Source organism: Prosthecobacter sp., from assembly GCF_044227185.1.
GTDB lineage: Bacteria > Verrucomicrobiota > Verrucomicrobiia > Verrucomicrobiales > Verrucomicrobiaceae > Prosthecobacter.
Map to the genome: position 1 here is coordinate 50963 of NZ_JBGAFO010000018.1, position 26992 is coordinate 77954.

The following is a 26992-nucleotide window of genomic DNA, read 5'->3' on the forward strand; positions in this document are numbered from 1 at the left end:
AGCGCCTCAACGTTTCTTCGCGCGCTGAAAACGGCTCTGGCGTTCTTCGGCGGAGGCGGGTTCGGTTTTTGTTTCCGTGGCTGGCGCGGGTGCTTCCGGGGTCTCTGGCTTCGGTGATCGCTCCAGGCGTTTTTGATGGAGGAGGGTTTCCTGAGAGGGTTTGGCGATTTTGGGCCGCGGGCTGCCTTCGCTGCGGGCCAAGCGCGGCAGCTTCCAGCCGGTGCGGGTGACGAAGGCTTCGAAGAGAAGAAGGAGCAACGTTGCGATGAAGAGGTAGAGGCCGAGATCCGTGAAGCGCGGCAGGGCGGGGCTGCGCCAGGCCTGGCTCATTTCCAGCAGCTCGCGGCCGCCGCTGGTCTGTGAGACGCGGCGAAGCTCCTCCACGTGTGTTTCGTCAAAGGCCCACTCAGTGCTGGTGCCGACGATGGTGGGACCAAAGCTGATGGCCTGCCCGCCGACCTGTACGGCACCGCGCACCATCTCGCCTTCGGGGAGCTCGGTGCTGGCCTGGAAATGGCCGGGCGCGACACGCTCCCAGGCGAGCTCATGAGAGCCTTCGGCGCGGAGGCCGTGTGCGAGGACGACGCGCGGCGCCTTGGTGCGGAGCTTGGGCTCCCACTCTTCATCATAGAGGAGATCGAGGGTGAGAGTGTTGCCATGAATGCGATGCCGCACGCCGATGCCGGGCGGCATGGCTTCACCCATGAGCCAGCGTACCTGGGTCTGCAAAAAGTCGCCGTATTTCGGCCAGGCACGAATGCGCTGCGAGTGCTCGCCACCGAGAGGGAAACTGACTGCGGCTGTGCGGCCGGTGCCGCGGGCGCCGAAGGCCACGAGAGGGGCGGCGTATTCATCCTGGGTGATGAGCGCCTGGCTGGCCCAGTCACGCAGGTAGCTGAGGTTGAACCCATCCACTTCCTTCGGCCACTCGAAGGTCTGGCTGCTGATCTCAAACCACCCGCCGGCGGCCTTGGTGGGAACGGGTTCTTCGATGAAGGCGCTGCGCGCCACGGCGACGGTCTCCTGGCTGAAGATGCTGGGGAGCTCCTCGGCTTTGTCGGTGTAGAAGATGCGGCCTTTGCCACGCTTGGCGATGTCATCGAGGATCCAGGCATCCACATCCCTGCGAGTGCCGAGGGCGATGACACTGACGGTGCCGCCGTTCTTGATGATTTCATCGATCAAGTTCTGATAGTCGCCGGGCTGCTCCGAGTCGGCGGCGTCGGAGAAGAGGATGATGTGGCGCTGGCCTGCGGGCGCGGTTTTGAGCTGGTCCCACGCAGCCTTGAGGCCGTTATAGACGAAGATGCCGCCGCCGGTGCTTTCGATGCGGCGCACGGCGCTCTCCATCTTGTCGCGGTTTGGCCCCACCTGCTGCAGCGGCACCATTTGGTGAGCCTCGCTGTCCACGGCAAAGACGGTCAGCAGATCCTGCGGGCCGAGGAAGCGGATGGTGTTGGCGGCGCCTTCATCACCGAGCTGCATTTTGGTGAAGCCGTTCTGCACGGTCATGCCCATGGAGCCGCTGCGGTCCATGACGATGGCCATGGCGACCATGAGCTTGCGGTGCTCCTGCTTCATTTCCAGCGAGACTGGAAGCAGGGGATCGAGTGGCGACTCGAAATAACCGCCGGCCGCAAAGCTCTGCCTGCCGCCGGCCATGAGCACGCTGCCGCCCTGCTCACGCACATAGAAATCCATGGCGGGCAGAAACTCGGAGGGCAGCTCAAAGGCGGGGACGTTGTTGAAGATGACGCACTTCACACCGGCAAGCTGGCCGGGGCGCAGGGAGCGGAGTTCGCTGACGGTCTCGACGGTGAAACCCTGGCGCTGCAGTGTTTCCGCGACGGGATCGTTCGTGTATTTGGTGAGCAACAGAACGCGGGGGCCACCGGCGATCTCGATCATCGCCTCATGGCGGTTGTTTCCCACGTGGGCGTCTTTTGCAGGCTGAAGGATGGCCTCGTAATGCGCCACGCCCGCCGCGGGCAGACGGTCGGTGAAGCGGATCGTGCCGCTGCCGAGCTTCACGGTGACATCGCTGGTTTTGAGCTCGCGCCCATTGCGGAGCAGCGTGAGGGGGATCTTGCCATCGACCGTGCCGCGCACTTCGATCTCGATGAGGAAAGGCTCGCCCAACTGCGCGCGGGCGGGCAGGTTCATGGCGGAGATGCGGAAGTCGGTGGTCTCGCTTTCGCGGGCGAGACGGTAGTCCAGCTCCACGCCCTGCTGGGTGAGCTTGGAGGCCAGGCCTGTCAGCGGCTCCGTGGAATAACCGTCGGTGATGGCAAGGATGCGCGCCGGCCTGCCGGAGCCTTCACGCTGAGCGAAGGCGAGCGCCTGGGTGACGGCCTGGGCGGTGCGCGTCTGCGTCTGATTGCGCGCGTACATCTCCGCGCCTTCGGCGCCGCGCTTCATCACCTCCGCCGCGTAGTTGAGGTAAAAGATGCGGTCCTGCGGGCCGCGGCTTTTTTCCAGCAGCTTCTCCCATTCGGGAAGGCCGCGGGCCATGGGCTGCTCGGCGGAAACGGAGGCGTCCAGCAGAACCCAGAGATCCACGCCGTCCGCAAGGCGCCGCCACTGCGGCTGTGCCAGCGTGACGGTGATCAAAACGACAAGCAGCAGCCGCACCGGCCGCCACAGAGAGAGGCGCGGGAGCAGCCAGCCCGCAAGCAGGAGCACAGGCAGCAGCGCGAACCATTCTGGATGGCGGAAAATCATACGCGCGCCACCTCCCGGGCTTCGCGTTTGGAATTCGTGAACCACCAACTGCCGAGCAGGAGCAGCAGCAGAAGGAGAAGCCACAGGCGCCAGTTGGGATCGGCCTCATGCAGGGTTTCCACCTGCACGGCCTTGATCTTGTCGAGCTCATTGAAGGGTTTGGCCAGGGTGAGGTCGGCTTCGCGGGTGTCGGCGAAATGAGCAGCGGCGGTGAGCAGCAGGGTTTCGCCCTGGCGCACGGTGAAGTGACCTGGACGCGCGGGGGCGCGCAGCAGGCGTGCCTGGGCGAGCGGGATTTCCTGATCGCCGAGCTTCAGGGGGGCGGCCTCCGCACCTTGAAGATGGGCGACGGTGATGTGCTGGCGTACATCGAAGTTGGCGGCTTCGGGCGCGAGCTTGTCAGCACGCAGCTCTTCGAGAAAGCGATGCAGCAGCACGGCGAAGGCGGGCAGCTTGCGCGCATTGGAGCTCTGCAGATCAAACTGGCAGATCAACTGACGGCCGCCGGCGGGCATCACGCGCAGGGTGATCAACGGACGCTCCCCCTGCCACAGCAGCACGCGGTCCTGCGATTGACGCGGCAGGGTCTTGGACTCGCGCACCAGGAGGCCCTGCCAGTTCAGACCTTCCACCAATGGATGCGGCTCGGCGACGATGCCGCCTTTGAGATAAGGCGCTGTTTCGTCTGCCGGCGCCTGGAAGAAGCAGCCGTGACGCTGCTCCGGCAGGGCGAAGCTTGGCGTCATCACGGCGGCGACGAGATCTGACTCTCCCGGCACGCTGACGATGCGCAGGTGGGCGTAGCGGCTGAAGATCTCCGCGAGCACCGGCTCCTTGCGTTCCAGCGGACAGAGGGAGAGCACCTTGGGCTGCGGACGTACCAGCGGCAGAGCGTTGTCGAGCATCAGCGCATCATCGCTGAGGTGAAGCGTCATCTGCGGGACATCGCCGGAGGGGAAAGGACCGGAGAGCGTCTGAGTTTCGCCGGGCGCCAGCTTGAGCGGCTTCGATGGAGACTCCGCGGCGCCCGCCTGCGCGCGCCATTCGCGCTCCTGCACGGTGCGGCCGTAGTTTTTCACCAGCGCGTGCCAGAGCCACTGGCCGTCTTTTTCTTCCACGGTCACGCCGGCCCAGCCGACGTTTTCGGTTTCCTGACCGACGGAGATGACCTGCGCGGCAAAGAGCGGCGGCACCGGCAGCGGATGATCCGTGACAAGCACCACGACGCCCTGCGGACCGACGAGGCCGCGTGCCACGCGCAAGGCGGGTGTGAAATCATGCACGCCGAGCAGAGGCTCCCAGCGGGCGAGGGCCTGCCGCAGCTCGGCAGGCATGGTGCCGTGGTAGAGGCTGGGCGCCTCGGCATCTGAAGAGAGGAGGGTGAGCTCCGCGCGCGCCAGGGGTCCTTCGAGGAGGCCGAGCACTTCATCCGCCGCCTGCAATGCGGGTGCGCGAAAGGCCTGCATGCTGGCGGAGGCGTCCATGACGATGGCGATGCGCTGAACGGCGTCATGCTTCAGCCAGCGGGGCTGCACGAGCAGCCAGGTGAGCAGCAGGACCATGAGGAGCTGCAGCCAGAACGGGATGGAGGTGCGCAGGCGCTCAAAGCGGCTGCCGGTGCGGCTCTCGCGCTTCATCTGCTGCAGCAGAAAGAGCGTGGTGGCGGGCACGCGGCGGTTGCGCCGCTGGAGGAAATGAATGGCGATGACGGCCGGAAGACCGAGCAGCGCCCAGAGGCCCCAGGTGTTGGCGAGCGTGAAGTTCATGCGGTTTCCACGGCTCCACTGGAAAGGCCTTCAAGCTGCAGCGCCTTTTGAAAGTCCGGCTCCGCCGCCACACGGGCCAGCGCGATGCCGTGCTTCTGCGCGGCGGCTTTCCACAGTTCAAAGTGGCGGCGGTAGGCGGCCTCGTAGCGCTGCAGCAGCGCGGGCTCCACACGATGCTCGTGGGGCAGGCCGGTTTCGGGGTCGATGAATTCGTAGTTGCCATCCCAGCCGGGATCCGCCTCCTCCTGCGCCAGAGGCGCAAAGACGATGCCGCGGCCGCTGCGCGTGCTGAGGCAGGCGAGCACTGCCTCGGGTTCGGTGGGAAAGAGGAGGTCGCTGATGAAGATGCGCATGGCTCCCGCGCGCAGTGGCAGGCGGTTCAGGAGCGGAGTTTCCTGCGTGGGAATCAAAGTGCTGACGCGTGAGTGCCACTGGCCGCTGAGAATGACCTCGGGCTCCAGAAGCTGGTGCTGTGCTCCCGCCATGGCGTAGCAGCGCAGCGTGGCGCCGGACTGCAGCGCTGACTCGACGGTGTAGGCGAACAGTTCCAGCGCGCGCCGCTCTTTGGCAGGAAAGGCGAACATGGAGGCCGAGACATCGAAGATGACATCGACCAGGGGCCGCACCTCCTCGCGGTAGAGCTTCATGGAGTAGGTGCCGGTGCGGGCGTAGGCCTGCCAGTTGATCTGGCGCGGATCATCGCCGGGCAGGTAGAGGCGGTGGTCCTGGAAGTCGAGGCTGCTGCCGGTGCCGCCGCCCATGAACTCGCCGGCATGGCCGCGCCAGCGCTGCTGGCGGAAGGGCAGCTTCAGCACGCGCGCCCAGCCACGCGCGCGGACATGCAGGGTGCGCAGGGCGGTGGGATCTTCGAGCAGCGTCATGAGAGCGGAGGAGTTTTCCGGATGGCGACGGCGTCATGCATGTGGGCTTCGTCTTCGAGCCGGTTATAGACGTCAAAGTTGATCCGCGCACGCACCACGGCGGCGAGGAGCCAGATGGCGCTGAAGAAACAACCGTAGAGGATGATGCCGTCGCGGCTGGAGTAATCCACCGTCTCCACACCGAACAGGGCCGTGATGGGGGTGATGATGCCGATGACTCCCAGATCCCGCGCATTCATGACGTGGCAAAACATGGAGAGCATGATGCCGAGAATGACCGAGCAGAGCTGCACCACCCACCAGTTGGCAAAGAGGCCGGCGCGGCCGATGCGCAGGATCACCGGCACAAAGGCGGCGAGGAAGATGCAGAGGAAATACGGGGCGGGGCCATCATCCCAGTCCCAGTGGCGGTGCCGCGCGGTGATGCCGGCGAGAATGCTGAACGTCATCATGCACAAAAGGGCGGCGAAGAAAACACCGGAAGCCCAGCCGGGGTATAACAGGCGGCCCGCCATTCTGCCGAAAGACCCGCGCCGTGCCAGGGCCTCCACGGCCGTGGGGTAGCGCGGCATCTCCTCCGTAAGCACGTCCATGGAGACGATGAGCGTCATAAACATCAGCGGGATAAAGACGCATAGAGCCACATCAGGATCCTTGTTGAAAAAGCACAGCAGCAGGCCGGCGACCGTGAAAGCCCCATGCACGGCCAGCGCGACGAGGCGCTTCCGCGTGCTGTGGTTTTCCGAAGGCGGGGCGATGCGTGAAGAGCCCAGCGCCAGAAAATAATACACGACATACACCACCAGCACCAGGATGCCGCCGACGATGCTGTACTGCTCCCAGCGGTCCAGCGCGAAGAAATCGCGCACGACCGAATCCGCAGACGACACCGAAACGAGGAAGGCGGTGAAGAAGCCCAGGGGCACCGCGCCGGCGCCCACACCCAGCGCCAGAAAAAGGCGCAGCAGGACGGATGACTGTGAAGAAAAGGCCAGCAGCGCCGCGGTGATGATTCCCGAGCCCAGCACCAGCAGCAGAAGCGCGACGGCTTCCCGCAGGATCTCCACGCCGCCGAAAAAGTAACGCGCCACCATGTAGGGCAGGATGGAGCCCGCCACCAGCAGCGACTGGCTGAAGAGGGCGAGCCACTTGCCATAAAGGATGCGGAAGGAGGCGATGGAGGTCAGCGTGAGCATGTCCAGCGTGCCATCGGCAGCCTCGCCATGCAGGGCGGAAAAACCGCGCAGGGGCAGGACCACCAGCAGCATGAGACCCGCGATGCCCCAGAAGATGCCGTTTACGACCTCCACGGGCGAGCCAAAGGTCACCGTGACGAGCAGGAGGATGATGAGCGTGTGAAAGAGGATGAGCGACGAAGTGAAAAAGCGGGTGCGCAGGCCCTGGCGCAGCTCCTTGACCACGATGGGGCTGAAGCGGTCGCTGAAATCACGCAGCATGGGCAGGGCGGCATTCATGTCAGGCGGCGGCGCCTCCTTTGGAATGGTGAGTGATGCGCCAGCCCTCCTGCCGTACCGCGCGTGCGCGGCGCCAGGCCGGGACAGCAGCGATCAGCAGCAGCACCGGCCAGACGCCGGCCGCGAGCATGCCGAACTCCAGCAGCGCGGCCTTGTCCCCCGGCGCGGCCGCGGCATATCCGGAAGGCAGGAGCTGCGGCAGCACACAGCTAAACCAGGCGGTGTCGTGCTTGAGAGTGAAGGGCATCAGCAGCAGGCTGCCAAGGACGCCGACAAGCACGTGGACGATGAGCCAGAAAATGATGAAGGGCGGCAGCAGATCCCGTGATCTGCGCGTGGAAAAGAGCTGCACCAGGACGGCGATCAGCCAGACTCCCGCGGCACTCACCAAGGCCAGCTCCGCCTCCTCCACGCTGCGGAACCATGCCACGTATGCCGCCGCCAGCCCCACGAGCAGCGCGGAATAAAGCAGCCCCGTGACCCAGCCCGGCGCCAGCAGCCACATGGCCAGGCGGCCGGGCCAGCCGCGCTGGTAAAATGCGGCATACACGGAAGGCACTTCGTTCACCCTCTCGGTGAGGCAGTCGATCATGAGCAGGAAGACCACACTGGGAATCGTCACCGCCATGGAGGCCCCCGAGCCCGTGAGCCAGCCCAGCAGCATCAACGCGACGAGGCCAGCCAGATGCACGGAACGTTTGACCACACTGAGGAGCGAGGCTGCGGGCGCGATGCGCGTGGCCGCCAGGCTGAGGAAGAAGAAAACGGCCCAGGCCGCCATGACCAAGGTCAGAAGGATGGAACCTCCGCCGGACGCCGCTGCCAGGCCATAGGACAGGACGCTGGAGGACGCGCCGCCGCTCACGCGTGCCATCATGAGGAAAGAGGCCGCGCCACAGCCGCCGATGAGGAGCGGCAGGAACACAAGAACGGCCCGCAGCCAGAACTGGCGCTGTGTGGAGAGCGCCACGATCACCGCCGCCAGGACCACCCCGAACAGCCATTTGTAGAACAGGGCCAGCACCTCGCCAAAGAGATCCAGCCCGCCAAAGACGAAACGCGCCACCACATACGGCAGCATGCTGAACATGAGCAGCAGCGACTGCGAGGCGATGGCGGCCCATTTGCCAAAGACGATGCGCCCGGCCGAAAGGCGGGTGAGCGCCAGCATGTCCAGCGTGCCGGACTTCAACTCGTCCGCCACGGCGGAGAACCCGCGCAAGGGCATGATGACGCAGAGCACGAGGGTGATGATGCCGTCAAACCATCCGCTGACCACCGCCGCATTTTCCGCGCCGCCGCTCATGAGCGTGAAGCCGACGAGCAGCAGATGCAGCACCAGCAGCACACCGGCGAAGAGCCGCGTGCGCAGCCCCTGCCGCAGCTCCTTCACCACCATGGGGGAGAGACGGTCGGGGAAATCCGTGATGGAGAAGGAGGAAGTCATGCGCACCGTCATTCGGCGTTTTTCGGCGGCGCAGCCTTGAGCGTGCCTTTGTCGATCTGCCCAAGCATGTCGATGAAGGCGTCTTCGAGGCGGCGTTCTTCGCGGTGGTAGTCCAGGACGGGCAGGCCGTCCTGGATCATGCGGCGGAGGACTCCGGAGAGAGTCTCTTCATCGGTGGCCTGGATGCGGAGGCGGGCGCCGCGCTTGGTTTCCTCCTCGATCTTGATCATGGGAGCGGTGAGCGCCCATTCGATGAGCCTGGAGGGCTCGCCGGCGAGCTGCACGTTCACAAGAGTCTCGCCCGCGGTCTCGGTGCCGCGCACCATGCTTTCAGCATCGCCATGATGAACGATGCGCCCTTTGTCGATGAAGAGGAGGCTGTCGCACATCTCGCCGAGTTCGCTGAGGATGTGGGAGCTGATGAGGATGGTCTTGCCTTCCTGCGCGAGAATGCGGATGAGGTTTTTTAATTCCACGCGCGCCTTGGGATCGAGACCCGCGGCAGGCTCGTCGAGAATCAGAATCTGCGGATCGTGCAGGAGCGCGCGGCCCAGGCAGAGGCGCTGGGTCTGTCCCTTGGACATCTTGTTGCTCATGCGGTCGGCCAGGGGCGTGAGATCGGTAAAGTCCATCACCTCCTGGATGCGGCGCACGCGGTCCGCGCCTTTGAATCCGAGCGCGCGCGCGTAGAAGTCGAGGTATTCGAGCACGGTCATGTGCTCATAGGTGCCGAAGCTGTCCGGCATCCAGCCGAGCAGGCGGCGCACCTTCGCGGGATGATGCACCACATTGTGCCCGCCGATGCGGACCTGGCCGCTGCCGGGAGAATCAAGCGTGGCCATGATGCGCATGGTGGTGGTCTTGCCCGCGCCGTTTGCGCCGACGAAGCCGACCACGCGACCGTGATCAATCTGGAAGGAGACGCCATCCACCGCCTTCAGGGCGCCGAAGCTGCGGTGCAGATCATCCACGACGACCGCGGGCTGGCTGCGGTCCATCTCGGGAAGGGCTGCGGATTTGGAAACGGACGATGACATGAAAATCGAAGGGCGGAGTTCAAGGCTGCGTCACCGGGCCGAAGACGACGATGCGATCATTCTCCCAGCGGATGGAGGACAGGGTGTCGAGGGTGAAATCCGGGGCCTGGCGGGCCTTTGCCACGAAAAACGGGCGCCGGTCGGTGGTGGCGCGGATGAGCGACGTCTTCAGTGAGCTCACGGCGGGATCGAAGGCCGCCTCCCGCCACAGGCGCTGAGCGCTGTCATCTGCTTTGAGAAGGGTGGCGCTCTGGCCGGTGCCCAGGGGTTTTTCCAGCCGCCAGTGCGCGCCGGCGGCATCGGTGTAGAAGAGTTCCTCCACCGTGAAACCGAGCGCGGAGATCAAGGTGGGCGGGGCATCCGGCGCGGCGCCCGCCTTGAGCTCCATGCGGGCGCGGGTGGAGACGGCGGCACGCAGCGCCTGGCCCTGCTCCGCGCGGCTCTGGAAGAAATTTCCGCGGCGTTCGCGTCCGTCCTGAGTCAGGTCCGCGGGCTGCACATTGACGGAGTTTTTCAGCTTGGCCCAGGGTGTGTCCGGCATGGACAGGGGCTCGATGAGCACGGGCTGCTTCATTTCAAAAGCGGCGCCGAGCAGCACGCCCGTGCGGGAGACCTGCTCCTGCGTGACGTAGGCCGCGGCTTCCTCAGGCTCCAGATTGATGGCGAGAAAACGCCTGCCCGTGCCGCCGGTGCCGTCTTGAAAGAGGATGAGCACCACCATCACGAGGCTGGCGCCGATGGAGAGCAGCGGCGTGGTGACGAAGAGCTTGTGCCGCCTGCCCGCGGGAGCCAGCACGAAGAGATTCACCGGGCCCACCAGCATGCCGAAGACGACGAGGAACACGATGACCTGCCATGAGGCAAAGCTGCGCGTGCCCAGCAGCGACAGCAACGGCCATGAGCCCGAGGCGGCATGATCAGTCCTGAGACTTTCCAGGCGCGGCCGTTCACCCCAGTAGCGGCTGATCGTCTCCCCCGCAGGCAGGGTCTTGCCATCCCAGCCAAAGAACGCGATTCGCCCCAGCGAGACCACCTTTGATCCCGCATCCGTCACCCCCGGCAGCCCCAGCGAAGCAGCCAGCGAACCCGGCGAAAGATAGACATGCAGCGTGCCGCCCAGCCGCACCCATTCCAGCAGCGCGCGCTTCACCCCCGGCTTCAGCTTCTGGCAGTCGGTGCTGCTGAGGAGAATGAAGTCAAAGCCGCTGTAGCCCAGCCAGGAGTCCGGGAGGTCCGACACGTCAAAGCGGCTGCCAAAGGCCACGGGGCCGCCGTAGTAGCCGCCGCTGCTGGAGCGGAGCCTGGACTCCATCTCCTTGTTAAGCTGGGTGATGCTGAATTCCGCCAGCGTCTCGCTCAGGGCGAGCGCCGCGCGATGAGTGACGCGGTTTTCATGCTCGTATTTTGACCCCACATCAAAACCCGTGCCTGAGAAATCCACGCGCAGCACGTGGCCGGACGTCCCCCCGGAGGTTCTGTCCCCGTAGTCCACGGCCAGCGGCACCATGAACAACGCCGACTGGGTGGAGCGCGCGGGCACATCGAGCGCAAAGCTGCTGCGGTGCTCGTTTTGCTGCCGGTAGTACTGGGTCTGCGAATGAAAATCAAAACCCCAGCGAGCGTTCCGACCCGTGCCGTTCGTGGCCACGACGCGCACCGGCGCATAGCCCGAAGGCGGCACCGGATCAAACACGCTGCGCACCTGCAGGCGGGTGCCAGAGGCCGGGTCCAGCTCTTCATTGGCGATGTTTTTCTGCGCGTGGGCCGTTGCCGCGCCCAGCAGTGCGATCCCCAGCAGCAGGCGGTGAAACGATTTCATGCCGCCTCCTTCAGGGTGCGGGGTGTGGCGAGATTTTGCACCGGCACCTCCGCCAGGATGGCGCGCACCACGCCGGCGCTGGTTTTGCCATCCATGCGGGCGGTGTAGTCCAGCAGCACGCGGTGATTGAGCACCGGCAGGGCCAGGGCCTGCACATCTTCAAAGCTCGCATTGGGGCGGCCATGCATCAGAGCGCGCGCCTTGGAAGCGGCGGCCAGGCTCAAGGCCGCGCGCGGGCTGGCGCCGAAGCGCACGCCCTGCGCCGCCTGCGACTGGCCGGGGTGCGTGGCATCCACGATGCGTGCGATGTAGTCCGCCACGATCTCGGGCAGGTAGATGCGCCGTGCGGTGGCCTGGATCTGCGCGAAGGCCTCGCGTGTGACCACCGAAGCCACCTGCGGCTCCACGCCGAGTTCCCGCTGGGTCACGATCTTGGCCAGCGTCTCGGCCGAATTGCGCAGCACTTCGAGCTTGAAGAGAAAGCGGTCCACCTGCGCCTCCGGCAGCGGGTAGGTGCCCTCAAGCTCGATGGGGTTCTGGGTGGCGAGCACGAAGAAGGGGTCTGGCAGCGAGTGGGTCTGCCCCAGCACCGTGACACGGCGCTCCTGCATGGCTTCCAGCAGTGCGGACTGCGTCTTCGGCGAGGCGCGGTTGATTTCGTCCGCCAGGAGGAGGTTTGTAAAAACGGGCCCGGGCTGAAACACGAACTCGCGCCTGCCATCCACCTCCTGCAGAACGGGATTGCCGGTGATGTCTCCAGGCAGCAGATCCGGGGTGAACTGCACGCGGCGCGTGGTGAGGCCGAGCGCCTTTGACAGGCCTTTGACCAGCTCCGTTTTGCCAAGCCCGGGCAGGCCCTCCAGCAGCACATGGCCGCGGGCGATGACGCCGCAAAGCACCAGTTCCACGAGCTCGGCCTGCCCAAAGAGCACCTCGTTCAACGTTCGTCGCAGATCAGCAACGGGTAGGGATGCCGACTGAATTTCTGAGGCGGAAGCGTAGGCGTCTGTCATTCATCCGACTAAAACAAGAACGAACGCGTGGTGTCGAGATGAAAACTTCACTTCACACACATTTCACAAAAACACGTGGAACAGGTGGCGGCGGCGATTACTTGAACACGCGTTTCAGCACGGCTTTTTCTTCAGGCGTCAATGATTCACGCCACACCTGCTCGCCGCCCTGACCGGCGTTTTGAATGGTGCCGGCGGCCTGGGGGCCTCTGGCGGTTTTGTCCACCTCGTGCCTGCCATTTTGCAGCGCCAGCATGTTGCCGACCTGGGCGCGGGACATGTCGGTGTTTGAAACGGCTTCGTTTTTGTTCGTGCCGAAGTCGTTTTCTTCGTCGGACAGCGTCAGCGGCGCCGTGCCCGGGCCGCGGGTGACGCCGCCATTTCCGGGCCCCTCTCCATCCAGGCCCAGGCCCTGACCTTGCTTTTTCAGCAGCCCCAAGGCCTCGGCCAGTTCATCGTCCTCGCCTTCGCCATCGCCGAGGAAGCCGGGATTTTTGCACATGCCATTGCAGGCGCCGGCTTTCTTTTTCATCGACTCGCGCAGTTGTTTCATCTGTTCCTTGGAGAGTCCCTGCAGGTTTTTGGGTTCGATGCCCTCAAGCGCCTTCAGCAGCGAGGGGTCCAGCTCAAGCGCGCTCGATTTCATGTCTGCGAGGGCCTGATCGAAGTCCTTGAGGAGCTGCTCCTTGGCCTCCACCGAAAGCTGGTCGGCATAGTTTTTCAGCGCGTTAAGACTGCGCTCGGCGGTGGTGAGGTTTTGCGCGAGCTGTTTGATGTCGCGCTGGAGCTGCTCCTTGAGCGTGTCTCCGGCGTTCAGGCTTTCATGGCTGAACCACTTCTCCGGCGGCTGCTCGCGCAGCTCCGAGATCTTCGCGAGCTGCTCTTGTTTTTCCTCTTCGGTGACGATCTGATCTTCCTTGAGCTTTTCCAGCCAGTCCTCCATCTGCGCCCAGGCCTGGGGCTCGACGGTGGGACCTTTCGCCTCGGCGTCCTGCGCGACTGGCAGCAGGATGGCGAGGGCGAGGCTGGCGGCAAACGCCACAACGGGACCGCCAACCGCGCGCCAGCGCCAGCGCCAGCCGTCATCGGCCGCAGAGACCAACGCCGGCCACACGCCGCGGCCTGCCGATGCTGTGGTGAGTGCGTTGTGCAAATGCAGCTCGGACTCCAGCCGGACCAGGGCCTGGGAGGTGGAAACGAACTGCTGCCGCGCGAGAAGCCAGCCTGTGATGAGCAAGAGCGCGAAGCCGGAGGCCACCCACGGCCAGACATGGTGCCAGCCGAGCTCCATGCCACGTGAACGCAGGACAAAAATGACGATGAAGCCGAGGACGCCGCCGATGACCAGAAGCGGCATGGCCCGCGCGAGCCACCAGCCGAGGTTCACCTTGCGCCGGGTGCGGCGCGCCTGCCTCAACCAGGCGGTGGAGAGCTGAACTTGGTCCGTCATGGCGGGAGTCATACGCGATCCCGCGGCAGATGACTAGGACAATAATTGGCGCAGGCCGGTCCAGCGCTTGCGGCTTTCCTGTTTGCTGACGGCGAGCGAGAGGGCGCGCTCATCGCCGACGAGGACGCAGAGTTTTTTGGCGCGGGTGATGGCGGTGTAGATGAGGCTGCGCTCCAGCAGGACGTAGTGCTGGGTGCTGACGGGGATGATGACGCAGGGGAACTCGCTGCCCTGGCTTTTGTGAATGCTGAGGGCGTAGGCGAGCTGGAGTTCATCGAGCTCTCCGGGCTCGTAAGCGACGAGGCGGTCGGCATCGTAGCGGACGTGGATTTTCACCGGGTCGGGATCGATGGTGACGATGTGGCCGATGTCGCCATTGAAGACTTCCTTGTCGTAGTTGTTGTGCGTCTGGATGACCTTGTCGCCAACGCGGAAGGTGATGCCGAAGCGCTCGATTTCGAACTTGAGTTCGTTGGGCGGATTCAGCGCGAGCTGCAGGGACTGATTGAGCGAGAGGGTGCCGAGGAGATTGCGGTTCATCGGCGTGAGCACCTGGATGTCGCGGATGGGATCAAGGCCGTACTTGGCGGCAAGGCGGGTGTGGGCGAGTTCGACGAGGGTGTGCTTGATCTCCTCGGGCTCGGATTCCTGGAGGAAGAAGAAGTCGCTGCTGCGTGAGGTTTTCAAGTCGGGGACCTGGCCGCGATTGATGGCGTGAGCGCTGGTGATGATGCGGCTGCTGGCGGCCTGGCGGAAGATCTCGGTGAGCTTGACGCAGGGGACCTTTTCGCTGGCGATGAGATCGTAGAGCACCATGCCGGGGCCGACGGAGGGGAGCTGATCAGCATCGCCGACAATGAGGAGGTGGGCGCCGTCTGGCAGGGCGGCGAGGAACTGCGCCATGAGCGGGGCATCGATCATGGAGGCTTCATCGACGACGAAGAGATCGCCCACGAGCGGCTTGCCGCGATGGCGGCCCCACTGGCCTTCGCCCTGATATTCGAGAAGGCGGTGCAGGGTCTTGGCTTCAAGGCCGGTGCTTTCGGTGAGGCGCTTTGCGGCGCGGCCGGTGGGTGCGGCGAGGACGAGCTTCACCTGCTTGCTCTGGAGAATGAGGAGGATGCTGCGGAGGATGGTGGTCTTGCCGACGCCGGGGCCGCCGGTGATGATGAGGAGACGATGACGCAGGGCCTCGCGCACGGCGCGCTGCTGGCTTTCGGCAAGCTCCTTGCCCGTCTTCTTCATCACCCAGGCGAGGGCGGCGTCTTCGTCGATAGCTGGGTAAGAGGAAGGGAGGGAGGCAAGGGAGCGGATGTTTGCGGCGATGCTTTGCTCTGCGGCGCGGAGATAGGGAAGATATAAAAACTCGGCGTGGCGCTCGACTTTGTCCCCGGTGATGAGGGCTTCGATTTGTGGGGCGATGAGGGTTTCGACGCCGAGGAGTTCGGCGGCCTTTTTGATCACTTCGGTTTCCGGCAGGCAGCAGTGGCCGCTGCCGGCGGCGGTTTCGAGGACGTGGAGGATGCCTGCCCTGATGCGCTCGGGTGCGTCTTCGGCGACGCCGAGCTGATAGGCGATATCGTCGGCGGTCTTGAAGCCGACGCCGCGGATGTCCTGCGCGAGGCGGTAGGGGTTCTCTTTGAGCACGGCCTGCGCTTCCTCGCCGTACGTTTTATAGATGCGCAGGGCGCGGGAGGAGCTGATGCCGTGCTGATGCAGGAAGAGCATGATGCCATGGATGGACTTCTGCTTCATCCATGACTCGCGGATTTCAGTGCGACGTTTTTTACCGACGCCCTCGACGTCCTCGAGTTTTTTGGATTCGTTTTCGATGATGTCGAAGATCTTGGGCCCGAATTTTTCGACCATGCGTTTGGCATACTTGGGCCCGATGCCCTCGATCAGGCCGCTGCCAAGATAACGCTCGATGCCGGCGAGAGAATCGGGGCGTTTCAGCTTTAACTCGTCTGCTTTGAACTGCGGGCCGAAGTCGCGGTTGGGCTCCCAGACGCCGCGGGCTTCGAACTCTTCGCCGGCGACGACGCGCGGCGCTTTGCCGATGAGGCTGACGACTTCCTGGCGGCCTGCGGGGACGATTTTCAGGATGCAGTAGCCGTTGTCCTCATTGTGGAACACCACGCGGTCCACGAGTCCGCGCAGGACTTCGGGTTTGGCGGTGGTGCGTGGCGGCGGCATGGGTGAGAAGGCTAGCACTGCGGAAATGTGATTGCCAACGGCGATGCTTGGACACGGCGCGGTCAATCATGTGTCACCAACAGGCGTTTGCTCACGTAACTGTTGGAATTTCATTCCCGTACCGATGCCTGCCTTGATGCCCAGTTACCGACTGCTGCTGCGCGATCAGCTTCCTGTGATCCTGCGCCCGCTGACGCCGGATGACCGGGAACGGATCACGGATGCCTTCAGGAGGCTCTCGCCGGAGTCCACGTATTTCAGGTTCTGGACGCGGGTGCAGGGGGCGAACCCGAAATTCATCGAGCGGCTGTGCACGGATGACGGCGGCCAGCACCGGACGTGGGTGATCGTGATCGAAAACAATGACGACATTCCGGGCCTGGGTGGCGGCTCCTACTGGCGCCTGGACCACCCTGCGGAGAGTGCGGAGGTCTCCTTTACGGTGGCGGATGAGTTTCAAGGGCAGGGCGTGGGCACGCTGCTGCTGGCAGTCTTGTGGGCGGAGGCGCGGGAGGCCGGCATCCGGCAGTTTGTGGCGAACGTGATGGATGAAAATCATGTGATGCTCACGTGGTGGGCCAGCCTGGGTGCGGAGCATGTGAGGCAGTCCCATGGCGGATGGGAGCTAACGCTGAAGCTGGATGAATCCCTGCTGCCAGAAACAACGGCCGCGGGCAGCCTGCGACGGAGGCTGGAATTGATCCGCGCGGGAAAATGAATGGCCTCAGCCGTGATGCCTGCGGCGAAACTCCCTGGGTGTCATGCCGGTGCGTTTGCGGAACTGCTGGGTGAAGGCGCTCTGATCGCAGAAGCCGTGATCGAGTGCGATCTGGATGATGGGCGTGGAGGTTTTCGCCAAAGCCTCGGCCGCTGACTGGATGCGGGTGCGCAACAGCAGCTCGTAGGGGCTGAGGCCGAGGGCGGCGCGGAGCTTGCGGTGGAGGTGGCGCTCTGAAACGCCAGCGGCGCGGGCGAGCTCGGCGGTGGTGGCGACTTCATGGCAGTGCTCACTGGCGTATTGCATAGCGGCGGCCACCTCCCGCACATCGTGCTGACGCATGCGGTCTTCATCGCGGCGGGTGATGCCCATGACGCCGATGACTTTGCCGCGGCTGTCGCGCACGGGGAGCTTGGTGCAGAGGAACCAGTTCAGATTGCGCTGCTCGTCATACCAGACTTCGAGGCGGTTGATGAGGGGCTTCCCGCTGCGGATGACTTTCTGGTCGTCTTCGCGGTAGGCTTTGGCGACTTCGGGCGGGAAGAATTTTTCATCCATGGCGCCGACGAGTTCGCGCTCACTTTTGATGCCGAAGCGTTCGAAGGTGGCGCTGTTCGCAGCGATGTGCCTGCCCTGCTCGTCCTTCATGAAGAAGAACACACCGGGCATGTGCTCGAAAACGGCGCGCACGCCCTGGGGATCGGCGATCCGGGAGAAAAACTCGGCCTGGAGACGTGGCAGCGGCATGGCCGGATTTTAACAAAGATTGGCGGTCTGTCACCAAAGGAGCGCAGAGCGGCGGAAGTATGTTAACATGCGATTTTACCAACTCCGTCCGTCATGCACCTCCGCCTCCTCCCCATCCTCGCGCTTGCAGGCTCCGCTGCGTTTGCGCAAACGAAGCCGACCTACACCTTTCCCATCAAGGCGCTGACCGCCGAGGAGGAGCTGAAGACGATCCAGCTGCCGAACGGCTACTCGCTGGAGCTGGTGCTGAGTGATCCGCTGATCAAGGAGCCGACGGCGATCGTCTTTGACGGCAACGGCAAGATGTACGTGGTGGAGATGCGGACCTACATGCAGGACATCGACGGCACGGATGAGCTGACGCCGAAGAGCCGCATCTCGCTGCATGAATCCACGAAGGGTGACGGCGTGTACGACAAGCACAGCGTGTATCTGGACAACATTTTGCTGCCGCGCATGGTGCTGCCACTGGATGACCGGGTGCTGGTGGGCATCACGGACACAAATGACATCACGATGCACCGCGATGCGAATGGTGACGGAGTGGCCGATGAGCAGTCCGCATGGTATGTGGGCGGGCCGCGCGGCGGCAACATGGAGCATCAGCCGAGCGGGCTGGTGTGGGGCCTGGACAACTGGATTTACACGACCTACAACAGCTACCGCCTGCGCTGGAACGGCAAGGATGCGCCGCTGAAGGAAAACACCGCTTCGAATGGCGGGCAGTGGGGGCTGGCGCAGGATGACTACGGCAAGATGTGGTGGAGCAATGCGGGCGGTGAGAAGGGCCTGTGGAACTACCAGGCGCCGATCCTCTACGCGGCGATCAATGTGCCGCAGCAGAAGAGCGAGAAGTTCGACACGGTGTGGCCGATCGTGGCGCTGGGAGATTTCCAAGGCGGGCCGGGGCGCTTTCATTCGCCAGAGGATCTGCGTTTGAACCACTTCACCGGCTGTGCCGGACAGACGATCTATCGTGGTGACCGCCTGCCGAAGGAGCTGTATGGCAATGTGTTTCTTCCCGAGCCGGTGGGCCGCCTGATCCGCCGTGCGATTGTGGATGTGAAGGACGGCATCACCACGGTGACGAATCCGTATGAGGCGGAGATGACCGAGTTCATCCGCAGCAGCGATCCCAACTTCCGCCCGCTGAACATGACGACGGGCCCCGACGGCTGCCTGTACATTGTGGACGCATATCGCGGCATCATTCAGGAAGGCAACTGGGTGAAGCCGGGCAGCTTTCTGCGCGGTGCCATCGAGCCCACCGGCATGCAGCACGTGACCGGCCACGGCCGTGTGTGGCGCCTGGTGCACAAGGACTTCAAGCCGGGGCCGCAGCCGAAGATGATCGGTGAGACCCCTGCGCAGCTCGTGGCGCATCTCACGCATCCGAACGGGTTCTGGCGTGATACCGCGCAGCGCATGCTGGTGGTGAAGAATGACAAGACCGTGGTGCCCGCGCTGATTGAGATGGCGGCGAAGAACGAAAACCACCTCGCGCGACTGCACGCTCTGTGGACGCTTGAGGGGCTGGATGCCGTGACGCCTGAAATCGTCCGCATGGCGATGAAGGATGAGCACCCGCAGCTCCGCGCGAATGCGATTCGTGTGGCGGAGAGCCTGCTGAAGAAAGGCGACACTGCGCTGATCGCGGACATCAAGGCCTTGCGTGCTGACAAGGACCCGACGGTGGTGCTGCAGACGCTCTACACCAGCCGCCTGTTCAACTGGCCGAACTGGAAGCTGGAAGCGCAGATGGCGCTCATGACCTCGCCCAGCATCGGCGTGAGGGAGATCGGCGCGCAGCTTCTGGTGGAGGCGCCGAAGATCAGCGGCAGCTTCAGCAAGGATGAGAAGAAGCAGTTGGAGCGCGGGCAGGAAATCTTCCGCTCGCTCTGCTTCGCCTGCCATGGCTTTGATGGCAACGGCATGCCCATCGCCGGACGTGAAGGGGCCACGCTGGCGCCGCCGCTCGCCGGATCCAAAACAGCGGTGCAGGGAGACGCAATCGTGCGCGTGATGATGAACGGCCTCGCTGGTCCGATCAACGGCAGGACCTACGAAGCACAAATGGTGCCGATGGCGACGAACAACGACCAGTGGATCGCCGATGTGACGAGCTACATCCGCAAGGCTTTTGGCAACAACGGCAAGCTGGTGCAGAAGAAGGAAGTGGAGAAGCTGCGCAAGGAACTCGCCAAGCGCACTACGCCCTGGACCATCGAAGAGCTGCAGGCGCTGTATCCGCAGCCGCTGAAGAACCGCAGTGCGTGGAAGCTCAGCGCGAGCCATGGCGCGAAGGAGGTTGGCAAAGCCGTCGATGGAGACATCGCAACGCGCTGGGACACCCACAAGCCGCAGACTCCGGACATGTGGTTTCAAATTGATCTGCCCGAAGCCACCGAAATCTCCGGCCTGATTCTCGACACCGGCAAGTCTCACAACGACTACCCGCGGCAGTACAAGATCGAGCTCTCACTCAACGGAACCGAATGGGAAAAGCCGGTACTGCAAGGGAAGGGCGAGGCTGGCGCTGTAGAATACCTTTTCCCCAAGCCAACGAAGGCCAGGGCGATCCGCATCTCGCAGACAGGCGAGGTGAAAGGGACCTACTGGTCCATTCATGAGCTGGAGGTGCTGGGGGTGGTGAAGAAGTGAGCCACTCTCAAGAAAAGAAGTGCCGGCCTGTGGAACCTGCCGCAGTAGCGCAATCGACCTCCCAGTAGATGTCGGTCATGATTGCGGCAGGGGGAAGGCGCGGGCTCGTCCTGGCAAACTCCGCCGCCGCCCGGGCTTCAGCGAAAGCTGCCGCTTTGATGCGCTTCAGGCCTTCTTGATCCATCAAATTTTCGCTCTCCAATTGTGCCGCCCATAGCCGCAACGGATCGTGATTCTGCTGCCTGTCTTCGACCTCCAACCTCGTGCGATACTTGAACTTGTTGGCATCGGCGATGGCGAACCCTTCGAACCGATAGGTGGAAAGCTCCAGCACGGTGGGGCGGTGCTCATGATAAGCACGCTCAATCGCGGGCTGCAGCTTGGCGCGGATTTCATAGACGCTGTCGCCATTGATGAGGTCCCAGTCGATCTTATAGCCCGCTGCACGCCGGGCCAGCGAGCCGTTGATGGCGGAAGAGCGCTTCACCGAGGTGCCCATGGCATAGCCGTTGTTTTCGATGAGATAGATCACCGGCAGGCTGAAGAGGGAGGCGAGATTGAGCGACTCGTGAAAAGTTCCCTGATTCACCGCTCCGTCGCCAAGAAAGCAGAACACCGCGCCGGTTTTGCCTTGGTACTTGAGTCCAAAGGCCAGTCCAGCGGCCAGAGCCGTCTGCGTGGCGGCATAGCCATGACCGCCCCAGTGGCGATGCTGAGGCGCATAGAAGCCGAATTGCCCTCCCTTGCCCTTGGAGCAGCCGGTCGCCTTGCCAAACAGCTCCGCCATTCCTTCGCGCATGCTCATTCCCGACACGATGGCGGTGCCCATGCCGCGCAGGCTGCAGATGCTGTGATCGTCCGGTCCCATCAGAGAACGTACGGCCACGGGAATGGCCTCCTGCCCAACCTGGAGAATGAGGAAGCCGCCCATGCGACCGGCCTGGTAATGTTGCACAGCCACGTTTTCGAAGGCCCGGATGCGGGCCATTTCTCGAAAGAGCTGGATTTTGTCCGCCGGAGTCAGCGCCGCATTGACTGCGGCAAGCGAGTAATCTGTCTCGTCCGAGGGGCTCATGGGCATGGTTGCGGAGAGTTTGGACAAGCGATGGGAGAAAGTCGAGCTTGAGGTTGGAGCGTGGCGTCCACATCTTGCAACCCATCCGTAACACGATAGCCGCTCTCCCTTCTCTCTCCCTCATGAAGCAGTTGTTCCATTCCATCAGCGCCGTGGTGCTGATTCTCGGGTTGTCGGGGTGTAAACGCCCGCCGTCCAATGTTTTGCAAGGGTATGTGGAGGGCGAGTTTGTGTATGTGTCTGCGCCGCAGGGCGGGAAGCTGACAAAGCTGAACGTGCTGCGCGGCGCGCAGGTGAAAGCCGGGGATGTGCTGTTTGAACTGGAGAACGTGGCGGAAACAGCGGCGCGGGATGAGGCGAGCCACCGGGTGCAGCAGGCGAAAAAAACGCTGGAGGATGCGCAGAAGGGCAAGCGGCCGACAGAGCTGGCGTCTCTGGAGGCGCAGCTCAAGCAGGCGCGGGAGGCGGCGGCGCTGTCGGAGATCGAGCTGGCGCGGCAGCTTGAGCTGACGAAATCCGGCGCGGTGGCGGTGGACAGCACGGACCAGGCGCGCAGCGCGAACATTCAGAACCACAAAAAGGTGGAGCAACTGGAGGCGGACCTGAAGACCGCAAACCTAGGCATGCGCAGCGATGCGGTGGCGGCGCTGGAAGCGGAGATGAAAGCGCGCGAGGCCTCGCTGGCGAAGGCGGCGTGGGATCTCTCCCAAAAGCAGCAGAGCGCTCCGCATGCGGGCGTGGTGGATGACACGCTGTACCGCGAAGGAGAGATCGTGAGCGCGGGGAAGCCGGTGATATCCCTGCTGCCGCCGGCCAACATCAAGGTGCGCACGTTTGTGCCGCAGACACGGCTGGCGAAGCTGAAGGTGGGAGATGCGGTGAAGGTGCATCTGGATGGCGCGGCCGGGGCGCTGAATGCGAAGGTGAGCTTCATCGCGGCGCAGGCGGAGTACACGCCGCCGGTGATCTACAGCCAGGAGAACCGCAGCAAGCTGGTGTTCATGATTGAGCTGCGGTTTGACGATGCCGTGGCCGCGAAGCTGCACCCGGGGCAGCCGGTGGATGTGGAATTTGCGCCTTGAAGCCGATGAGCGAGGACCTGGCCATCGACGTGCAAGGGATGACGAAGCGCTTCGGCACGCGCACGGTCGTGAACAAGATCGACCTGCAGGTGAAGAAGGGCGAGATCTACGGCTTTCTGGGCCCGAATGGCAGCGGCAAGACCACTTTCATCCGCATGCTTTGCGGCCTGCTGAAGGCGGACGAAGGCAGCGGCACCTGCCTGGGGTTTGATGTGATCAAGCAGAGCGAGGAGATCAAAAAGCAGGTGGGCTACATGACGCAGCGCTTCAGCTTTTACGAAGACCTTAGCATTCGGGAGAACCTGGACTTTGTGGCGCGCATGTACGGCATCAAGAACCGGGAGAAGACGGTGAGCGAATCCATCAAGCGGCTGGGCCTTGCAGGGCGTGAGCAGCAGCTAGCGGGGCAGCTCTCCGGCGGGTGGAAGCAGCGGCTGGCGCTGGCGGCCTGCTTGATTCACGAGCCGAAGCTGCTGCTGCTGGATGAGCCCACGGCGGGTGTGGACCCGAAGGCGCGGCGGGATTTTTGGGAGCAGATTCATCAACTGGCGGCCGAGGGTCTGACGTTTCTGATCACCACGCATTACATGGATGAGGCGGAGCGCTGCCACCGGCTGGCCTACATTGCGTATGGCGATCTGCTCACGCATGGGACCGTGCAGGAGGTGGTCGAGAGCGCGCACCTGACCACCTGGCAGGTGAAGGGCGGCGACCTGCTGAAGCTGGCGGGCGAGCTGCGGGGGAAGCCGGGCATTCATCAGGCGGTGGCGTTTGGCAGCAGCCTGCATGTGAGCGGTGGGGATGAGGCCGCGCTGGAGAAGGCCATCGAGCCGTACCGCAAGGATCATGAATGGACTCAAATTCGCTCCGGGCTGGAGGATGTGTTCATTCACCTGATGGACAAGTCGAAGGACAACTTTGCCGCTGCCGCATGAACCGCTACTTTTCCATCACCCGATTCCTGGCGATCATCATCAAGGAGTTCATCCAGATGCGGCGGGACCGTGTGACTTTTGGCATGATGATCGGGATTCCGATGCTGCAGCTTCTGCTGTTTGGCTTTGCGATCAACTCGGACCCCAAGCACCTGCCCGCAGCGGTGCTGATGAATGATGACGGGCCGCAGGCGCGCACGCTGCTGAGCGCCATCCGCAACAGCAGCTACTACGAGTTTGTGCGGCAGGTGCACAGCGAGGACGAAGCGCGCGAGGTGCTGGAGCATGGCGAGGTGCAGTTTGTCGTGACCATTCCGCAGGATTTCTCACGTGACTTGTTGCGAGGAGACAAGCCGACCGTGCTCATTGAAGCTGATGCCACTGATCCTGCGGCGACGAGCAATGCGATCAACATCATGCGCCCGCTGCTGACGACGGCGCTGCAGAATGACTTCAAGGGTCCGCTGGCCTATCTGGCGCAAAGCGCGGCGCCGATCGATCTGCGCATTCATGCGCTGTACAATCCGGAGGCGGTGACGCAGTACAACATTGTGCCCGGCCTGATGGGCGTGGTGCTGACGATGACGATGGTCATGATCACGGCGCTGGCGATCACGCGGGAGCGCGAGCGTGGCACGATGGAAAATCTGCTCTCCATGCCGACGCGGCCGTTTGAGGTGCTGCTGGGGAAGATCATTCCGTACATCTTTGTCGGGTACATTCAGATCACGCTGATCCTGCTGGCGGCGCATTTCCTGTTTCATGTGCCGATGATGGGAAGCCTGGGGCCGCTGTTTCTGGCGGCGTTTGTTTTCATCGCGGCGAATCTGGCGGTGGGGATCACGTTTTCCACGCTGGCGCAAAATCAGCTTCAGGCGGTGCAGGGTTCGTTCTTTTTCTTTCTGCCCTCGCTGCTGCTGTCGGGCTTCATGTTTCCGTTTCGCGGCATGCCGCAGTGGGCGCAGTACCTTGGCGAGGTGCTGCCGCTGACGCATTTTTTGCGGATCGTGCGCGGAGTGCTGCTGAAGGGGAACACGCTGATGGACATCTCGCTGCAGCTCTGGCAGATCGCGCTGTTTGCACTGGTGGCGTTGTTTATCGGCGTGATGCGGTACCGACAGACGCTGGATTGAGTACAGCAGCCATCTCGCTCCGTCGAGATGAGCTGAGCGTGTCCGCCCTCGCGGTGCGTTCACGTACCGTCACCATGCAGATGTTTGCGAAAGCGCTGGGCTCATCTCGCGGAGCGAGATGGCTACTGTACGGCGCTACAGCTTGTAAAAGCGCGTCGCATTGCCAGACCACAGCTTGCGCTGATCATCAAAAGGTCGTGACGCGACGATCTGTTTGAGCGCCTCCACCCAGCCGCGCACGCGGCTGCCGAGGAGGCAGACGGGCCAGTCGCCGCCGAAGAAGACGCGGTCGGGGCCGAAGGCATCGAGGCAATGGTTGACTACGGGGGCGAGGTCTTCGGCACGCCATTCTCCCGGAGGGACGAAGGCGACGATGCCGCTGATTTTGCACATGACACCGGGACAGGCGGCGACGGCGTCGATGCCGCGCTTCCAGCCGTCGGCGGTGCAGGTGCGCGGGAGGCCGGGGCCGAGTTTGGGATTGAAGGCCTTGGGGTCGCCATTGCCGCAGTGGTCGAGGACGAAGCGGGTTTCAGGGCACTGCTGGATGAGCTTCACGGCGTCGTGCAGTTCCGTGGGGCGCATGGTGAGTTCGAAATTGAGGCCGTGTCTGCCGAGAGTCTGCACGCCGCGCACGAACTCCGGGCGCAGGCAATAGCCGCGCGGGGTGGTGGGGCGATGCAGCACCTCCCGCAGGCCTTTGACGATGCCGGTGCCTGCATAGCGCTGCACGTAGCTTTCGAAGTCGGCGGAAGCGGGGCGGCCGCCGATGGTGGCGGCGATGGTGGGGGTATTGCGCGCACGGATTTGCGCTACGATGGCGTCGGCTTCTTTGACGTGATCTTTGGGAGCCACATCGACCTCCATGTAGATGGCCTTCACGTTGAGCCCGTGAGTGGCCTCTTGGTATTCCGGCGTGAGATAATTATGCCGCAACACTTCGGGCGCAGTTTTGAGCCAAGGAGGATTCACGAAGTCGCCGCCCCAGAGGTGCTGGTGGGTGTCGATGATCAGCTTGTCCGCACGCCGGGTGGTTGTGGTGCAGGAGGAAGCCGTGAGGGCGGCAGCAGAAGCGGAGGCGGTGTGAAGGAACTGGCGGCGGTTCATGGGTGGATGCTATACGTGATGCTGCAAGCCGACTTGCCGGGAATGCAGGTCGAACATCTTTCGATGGTTCAATGACTTTGCGAACTCCAAACGGCAAACCCGGCAAGGCAGATCACGACAAGCGACAGCAGAATCCCAAGCAGGCCGTAGATGACCTCCAGCGTCACCGGCAGCCATCCATTTTCCCGCCACTCGCGGTGCTTCTTAATCCGGCATGAACGTGAGAAGAGATAACTCCACCCGGCGAACATCGCTTTAAGCAATTCCATCCCTTGGATATGATACCCAAAGCGCATGAGGCCGGGGGGGGGAGAATTGACTCACACGTGAATCGGATGCCCCTTGGCGACTTCGGTGGCCTCCTTGACCATTTCCGACAGGGTCGGATGGGCGTGGATGGTGGCTTCGATTTCGTCCCAGGTGGCTTCGAGATTCATGGCGAGGCCGATCTCGGCGATCATCTCGGTGCTTTCGCTGCCGATCATGTGCGCGCCGATGATCTCGCCGTGAGGCTCGCCGTAGAGGATCTTGACGAAGCCTTCCGGCTCCGCTGCGGCGAGGGCCTTGCCGCTGGCCACGTAGGGGAACTTGCCGACCTTGAACTTGAGGCCCTTTTCCTTGGCCGCGCGCTCGGTGAGGCCGATGCTGGCCACCTGCGGGTGGCAGTAGGTGCAGCCGGGGAAGACGCCGACTTTCTTGGGCTTGTGCTTGGTAAAGAGACCCTCCACGCACTGCACGGCCTCATAGCTGGCCACGTGGGCGAGCCAGGGCGGCCCGATGATGTCGCCGGCACCGTAGATGCCTTTGACGGAGGTCTGATAGCGGTCGTCGGTCTGGAGCCAGCCGCGGTCGGAGAGCTTGAGCTCGATGCCGCCGGGAAGCACGGGGGCGACGCCGATAGCGACGAGGCAGACGTCCGCCTCAAGGGTTTCGTTGGCGGCGCCTTCGACGGTGATTTTCACGCCTTTTCCGTCTTCGGAAGTGCCGGTGACCTTGGTGTTGGTGAGGATGCGGATGCCGGCCTTGGTGAGGCTCTTTTCCAGGGTCTTGCTGACTTCGGTGTCTTCGACGGGGAGGATGTCCGGCAGCATTTCCACGACGGTCACTTTGGTGCCGTAGGCGTTGAAGAAGTAGGCAAACTCAATGCCGATGGCGCCGGCGCCGATGACGATGATGCTCTTCGGCTGTTTTTCGAGGGTCATGGCCTCCTTGCTGCCGATGACGGTCTTGCCATTGAAGGGGAAGCCGGGCATCGGACGGCTTTTCGCACCGGTGGCGATGAGGATGTTGGCGGCCTCGTGAGTTTCCTTTTTACCGTCTGCGGCGGTCACTTCCACCTTGCCTGCGGCAGGGATGCTGGCAGTGCCTTTGAGGTAGTCCACCTTGTTCTTCTTGAAGAGGAACTCGATGCCCTTGTTGAGCTTGTCGCTCACGCCGCGGCTGCGGCCGATGACCTTGGACCAGTCGTACTCGACGCTGCCGATCTTGAGGCCGAACTCCTCCGCGCGGTGGGTGAGGGTGTGGTAGAGCTCAGCGTTCTTCAGCAGGGCCTTGGTGGGAATGCAGCCCCAGTTCAGGCAGGTGCCCCCGGCGCGGTCGTTTTCGACGCAGGCCACTTTTTTGCCGAGTTGTGCTGCGCGAATGGCTCCGACGTAGCCCGCAGGCCCGCCGCCGATGACGATGAGGTCGTAGTTCATGTATTTTTGAGAGAGAAAGTGAGGGAGGGAGA

At 63.4% G+C, this 26992-nt stretch carries 20 protein-coding genes; 5 read left to right on the forward strand and 15 right to left on the reverse strand.

Annotated elements, in window-relative coordinates; translation table 11 throughout:
• Positions 1 to 6 precede the first annotated feature (6 nt).
• The 10 genes from ACILSQ_RS29195 to ACILSQ_RS29240 all read right to left on the reverse strand — a co-directional run bounded on the left by ACILSQ_RS29195 (position 7) and on the right by ACILSQ_RS29240 (position 15805).
• A complete protein-coding gene (locus ACILSQ_RS29195; protein ID WP_395747234.1) occupies positions 7 to 2721 on the reverse strand; it encodes a VWA domain-containing protein in 2715 nt (904 codons plus the stop codon).
• Complete coding sequence (locus ACILSQ_RS29200; RefSeq protein WP_395747235.1) at positions 2718 to 4487, reverse strand: BatA and WFA domain-containing protein; 1770 nt, start codon at positions 4485 to 4487, stop codon at positions 2718 to 2720. Before ACILSQ_RS29200 ends, ACILSQ_RS29195 begins: the two co-directional genes overlap by 4 nt.
• Positions 4484 to 5368: a DUF58 domain-containing protein gene (locus ACILSQ_RS29205; protein WP_395747236.1), complete on the reverse strand. Its 885-nt coding sequence runs from the start codon at positions 5366 to 5368 to the stop codon at positions 4484 to 4486. Before ACILSQ_RS29205 ends, ACILSQ_RS29200 begins: the two co-directional genes overlap by 4 nt.
• Complete coding sequence (locus ACILSQ_RS29210) at positions 5365 to 6843, reverse strand: hypothetical protein (protein WP_395747237.1); 1479 nt, start codon at positions 6841 to 6843, stop codon at positions 5365 to 5367. Before ACILSQ_RS29210 ends, ACILSQ_RS29205 begins: the two co-directional genes overlap by 4 nt.
• 1 nt (position 6844) lies before the next feature.
• On the reverse strand, positions 6845 to 8290 hold the full coding sequence (locus ACILSQ_RS29215; protein ID WP_395747238.1) for a hypothetical protein: 1446 nt from the start codon (positions 8288 to 8290) through the stop codon (positions 6845 to 6847).
• A gap of 8 nt (positions 8291 to 8298) precedes the next feature.
• Positions 8299 to 9327, reverse strand: a complete 1029-nt coding sequence (locus ACILSQ_RS29220) for an ABC transporter ATP-binding protein (RefSeq protein ID WP_395747239.1) — start codon at positions 9325 to 9327, stop codon at positions 8299 to 8301.
• A 19-nt stretch (positions 9328 to 9346) separates the two neighbouring features.
• On the reverse strand, positions 9347 to 11146 hold the full coding sequence (locus ACILSQ_RS29225; RefSeq protein ID WP_395747240.1) for a hypothetical protein: 1800 nt from the start codon (positions 11144 to 11146) through the stop codon (positions 9347 to 9349).
• Positions 11143 to 12159, reverse strand: coding sequence for an AAA family ATPase (locus ACILSQ_RS29230; protein WP_395747241.1), 1017 nt, complete (start codon positions 12157 to 12159; stop codon positions 11143 to 11145). Before ACILSQ_RS29230 ends, ACILSQ_RS29225 begins: the two co-directional genes overlap by 4 nt.
• A 97-nt stretch (positions 12160 to 12256) precedes the next feature.
• On the reverse strand, positions 12257 to 13609 hold the full coding sequence (locus ACILSQ_RS29235; protein WP_395747242.1) for a hypothetical protein: 1353 nt from the start codon (positions 13607 to 13609) through the stop codon (positions 12257 to 12259).
• A gap of 33 nt (positions 13610 to 13642) precedes the next feature.
• The gene (locus tag ACILSQ_RS29240) at positions 13643 to 15805 is read right to left on the reverse strand and encodes an ATP-dependent RecD-like DNA helicase (RefSeq protein WP_395747243.1); all 2163 of its coding nucleotides are present in this window, start codon (positions 15803 to 15805) and stop codon (positions 13643 to 13645) included.
• Positions 15806 to 15941: 136 nt separating this feature from the next.
• Between ACILSQ_RS29240 and ACILSQ_RS29245 the strand changes: the two genes are divergently transcribed.
• The gene (locus ACILSQ_RS29245) at positions 15942 to 16523 is read left to right on the forward strand and encodes a GNAT family N-acetyltransferase (protein ID WP_395747244.1); all 582 of its coding nucleotides are present in this window, start codon (positions 15942 to 15944) and stop codon (positions 16521 to 16523) included.
• Between the two features lie 6 nt (positions 16524 to 16529).
• Here ACILSQ_RS29245 and ACILSQ_RS29250 read toward each other — a convergent pair whose 3' ends face one another.
• Positions 16530 to 17270, reverse strand: a complete 741-nt coding sequence (locus tag ACILSQ_RS29250) for a helix-turn-helix domain-containing protein (protein WP_395747245.1) — start codon at positions 17268 to 17270, stop codon at positions 16530 to 16532.
• A 93-nt stretch (positions 17271 to 17363) separates the two neighbouring features.
• Between ACILSQ_RS29250 and ACILSQ_RS29255 the strand changes: the two genes are divergently transcribed.
• Positions 17364 to 19931: a discoidin domain-containing protein gene (locus ACILSQ_RS29255; protein WP_395747246.1), complete on the forward strand. Its 2568-nt coding sequence runs from the start codon at positions 17364 to 17366 to the stop codon at positions 19929 to 19931.
• A 7-nt stretch (positions 19932 to 19938) separates the two neighbouring features.
• Here the strand turns inward: ACILSQ_RS29255 and ACILSQ_RS29260 are convergent, their stop codons facing one another.
• Positions 19939 to 21006 (reverse strand): thiamine pyrophosphate-dependent enzyme, encoded by a 1068-nt coding sequence (locus ACILSQ_RS29260; protein ID WP_395747247.1) that lies wholly within the window; start codon positions 21004 to 21006, stop codon positions 19939 to 19941.
• Positions 21007 to 21128: 122 nt separating this feature from the next.
• Here ACILSQ_RS29260 and ACILSQ_RS29265 point away from each other — a divergent pair, with 122 nt between their 5' ends.
• The 3 genes from ACILSQ_RS29265 to ACILSQ_RS29275 are packed head-to-tail and all read left to right on the forward strand — an operon-like array spanning position 21129 to position 24156.
• The gene (locus ACILSQ_RS29265) at positions 21129 to 22088 is read left to right on the forward strand and encodes an HlyD family secretion protein (RefSeq protein WP_395747248.1); all 960 of its coding nucleotides are present in this window, start codon (positions 21129 to 21131) and stop codon (positions 22086 to 22088) included.
• A gap of 5 nt (positions 22089 to 22093) precedes the next feature.
• Positions 22094 to 23023 carry an ABC transporter ATP-binding protein gene (locus ACILSQ_RS29270; protein ID WP_395747249.1) on the forward strand — a complete coding sequence of 310 codons (930 nt, stop codon included), beginning with the start codon at positions 22094 to 22096 and terminating at the stop codon, positions 23021 to 23023.
• Positions 23020 to 24156: an ABC transporter permease gene (locus tag ACILSQ_RS29275; RefSeq protein ID WP_395747250.1), complete on the forward strand. Its 1137-nt coding sequence runs from the start codon at positions 23020 to 23022 to the stop codon at positions 24154 to 24156. Before ACILSQ_RS29270 ends, ACILSQ_RS29275 begins: the two co-directional genes overlap by 4 nt.
• Before the next feature lie 135 nt (positions 24157 to 24291).
• On the opposite strand, the gene ACILSQ_RS29280 is transcribed toward ACILSQ_RS29275, so the two are convergent.
• The 3 genes from ACILSQ_RS29280 to lpdA all read right to left on the reverse strand — a co-directional run bounded on the left by ACILSQ_RS29280 (position 24292) and on the right by lpdA (position 26960).
• A complete protein-coding gene (locus ACILSQ_RS29280) occupies positions 24292 to 25263 on the reverse strand; it encodes an amidohydrolase family protein (protein ID WP_395747251.1) in 972 nt (323 codons plus the stop codon).
• Positions 25264 to 25331: 68 nt separating this feature from the next.
• On the reverse strand, positions 25332 to 25532 hold the full coding sequence (locus tag ACILSQ_RS29285; RefSeq protein WP_395747252.1) for a hypothetical protein: 201 nt from the start codon (positions 25530 to 25532) through the stop codon (positions 25332 to 25334).
• A gap of 51 nt (positions 25533 to 25583) precedes the next feature.
• Positions 25584 to 26960, reverse strand: coding sequence for a dihydrolipoyl dehydrogenase (gene lpdA / locus ACILSQ_RS29290; protein ID WP_395747253.1), 1377 nt, complete (start codon positions 26958 to 26960; stop codon positions 25584 to 25586).
• Positions 26961 to 26992: the final 32 nt, after the last annotated feature.

Coding starts and splice junctions, on each gene's coding strand:
- ACILSQ_RS29195 (WP_395747234.1), bottom strand. CDS start 2,721: ATGATTTTCCGCCATCCAGAATGGTTCGCGCTGCTGCCTGTGCTCCTG.
- ACILSQ_RS29200 (WP_395747235.1), bottom strand. CDS start 4,487: ATGAACTTCACGCTCGCCAACACCTGGGGCCTCTGGGCGCTGCTCGGT.
- ACILSQ_RS29205 (WP_395747236.1), bottom strand. CDS start 5,368: ATGACGCTGCTCGAAGATCCCACCGCCCTGCGCACCCTGCATGTCCGC.
- ACILSQ_RS29210 (WP_395747237.1), bottom strand. CDS start 6,843: ATGAATGCCGCCCTGCCCATGCTGCGTGATTTCAGCGACCGCTTCAGC.
- ACILSQ_RS29215 (WP_395747238.1), bottom strand. CDS start 8,290: ATGACTTCCTCCTTCTCCATCACGGATTTCCCCGACCGTCTCTCCCCC.
- ACILSQ_RS29220 (WP_395747239.1), bottom strand. CDS start 9,327: ATGTCATCGTCCGTTTCCAAATCCGCAGCCCTTCCCGAGATGGACCGC.
- ACILSQ_RS29225 (WP_395747240.1), bottom strand. CDS start 11,146: ATGAAATCGTTTCACCGCCTGCTGCTGGGGATCGCACTGCTGGGCGCG.
- ACILSQ_RS29230 (WP_395747241.1), bottom strand. CDS start 12,159: ATGACAGACGCCTACGCTTCCGCCTCAGAAATTCAGTCGGCATCCCTA.
- ACILSQ_RS29235 (WP_395747242.1), bottom strand. CDS start 13,609: ATGACGGACCAAGTTCAGCTCTCCACCGCCTGGTTGAGGCAGGCGCGC.
- ACILSQ_RS29240 (WP_395747243.1), bottom strand. CDS start 15,805: ATGCCGCCGCCACGCACCACCGCCAAACCCGAAGTCCTGCGCGGACTC.
- ACILSQ_RS29245 (WP_395747244.1), top strand. CDS start 15,942: ATGCCCAGTTACCGACTGCTGCTGCGCGATCAGCTTCCTGTGATCCTG.
- ACILSQ_RS29250 (WP_395747245.1), bottom strand. CDS start 17,270: ATGCCGCTGCCACGTCTCCAGGCCGAGTTTTTCTCCCGGATCGCCGAT.
- ACILSQ_RS29255 (WP_395747246.1), top strand. CDS start 17,364: ATGCACCTCCGCCTCCTCCCCATCCTCGCGCTTGCAGGCTCCGCTGCG.
- ACILSQ_RS29260 (WP_395747247.1), bottom strand. CDS start 21,006: ATGAGCCCCTCGGACGAGACAGATTACTCGCTTGCCGCAGTCAATGCG.
- ACILSQ_RS29265 (WP_395747248.1), top strand. CDS start 21,129: ATGAAGCAGTTGTTCCATTCCATCAGCGCCGTGGTGCTGATTCTCGGG.
- ACILSQ_RS29270 (WP_395747249.1), top strand. CDS start 22,094: ATGAGCGAGGACCTGGCCATCGACGTGCAAGGGATGACGAAGCGCTTC.
- ACILSQ_RS29275 (WP_395747250.1), top strand. CDS start 23,020: ATGAACCGCTACTTTTCCATCACCCGATTCCTGGCGATCATCATCAAG.
- ACILSQ_RS29280 (WP_395747251.1), bottom strand. CDS start 25,263: ATGAACCGCCGCCAGTTCCTTCACACCGCCTCCGCTTCTGCTGCCGCC.
- ACILSQ_RS29285 (WP_395747252.1), bottom strand. CDS start 25,532: ATGGAATTGCTTAAAGCGATGTTCGCCGGGTGGAGTTATCTCTTCTCA.
- lpdA (WP_395747253.1), bottom strand. CDS start 26,960: ATGAACTACGACCTCATCGTCATCGGCGGCGGGCCTGCGGGCTACGTC.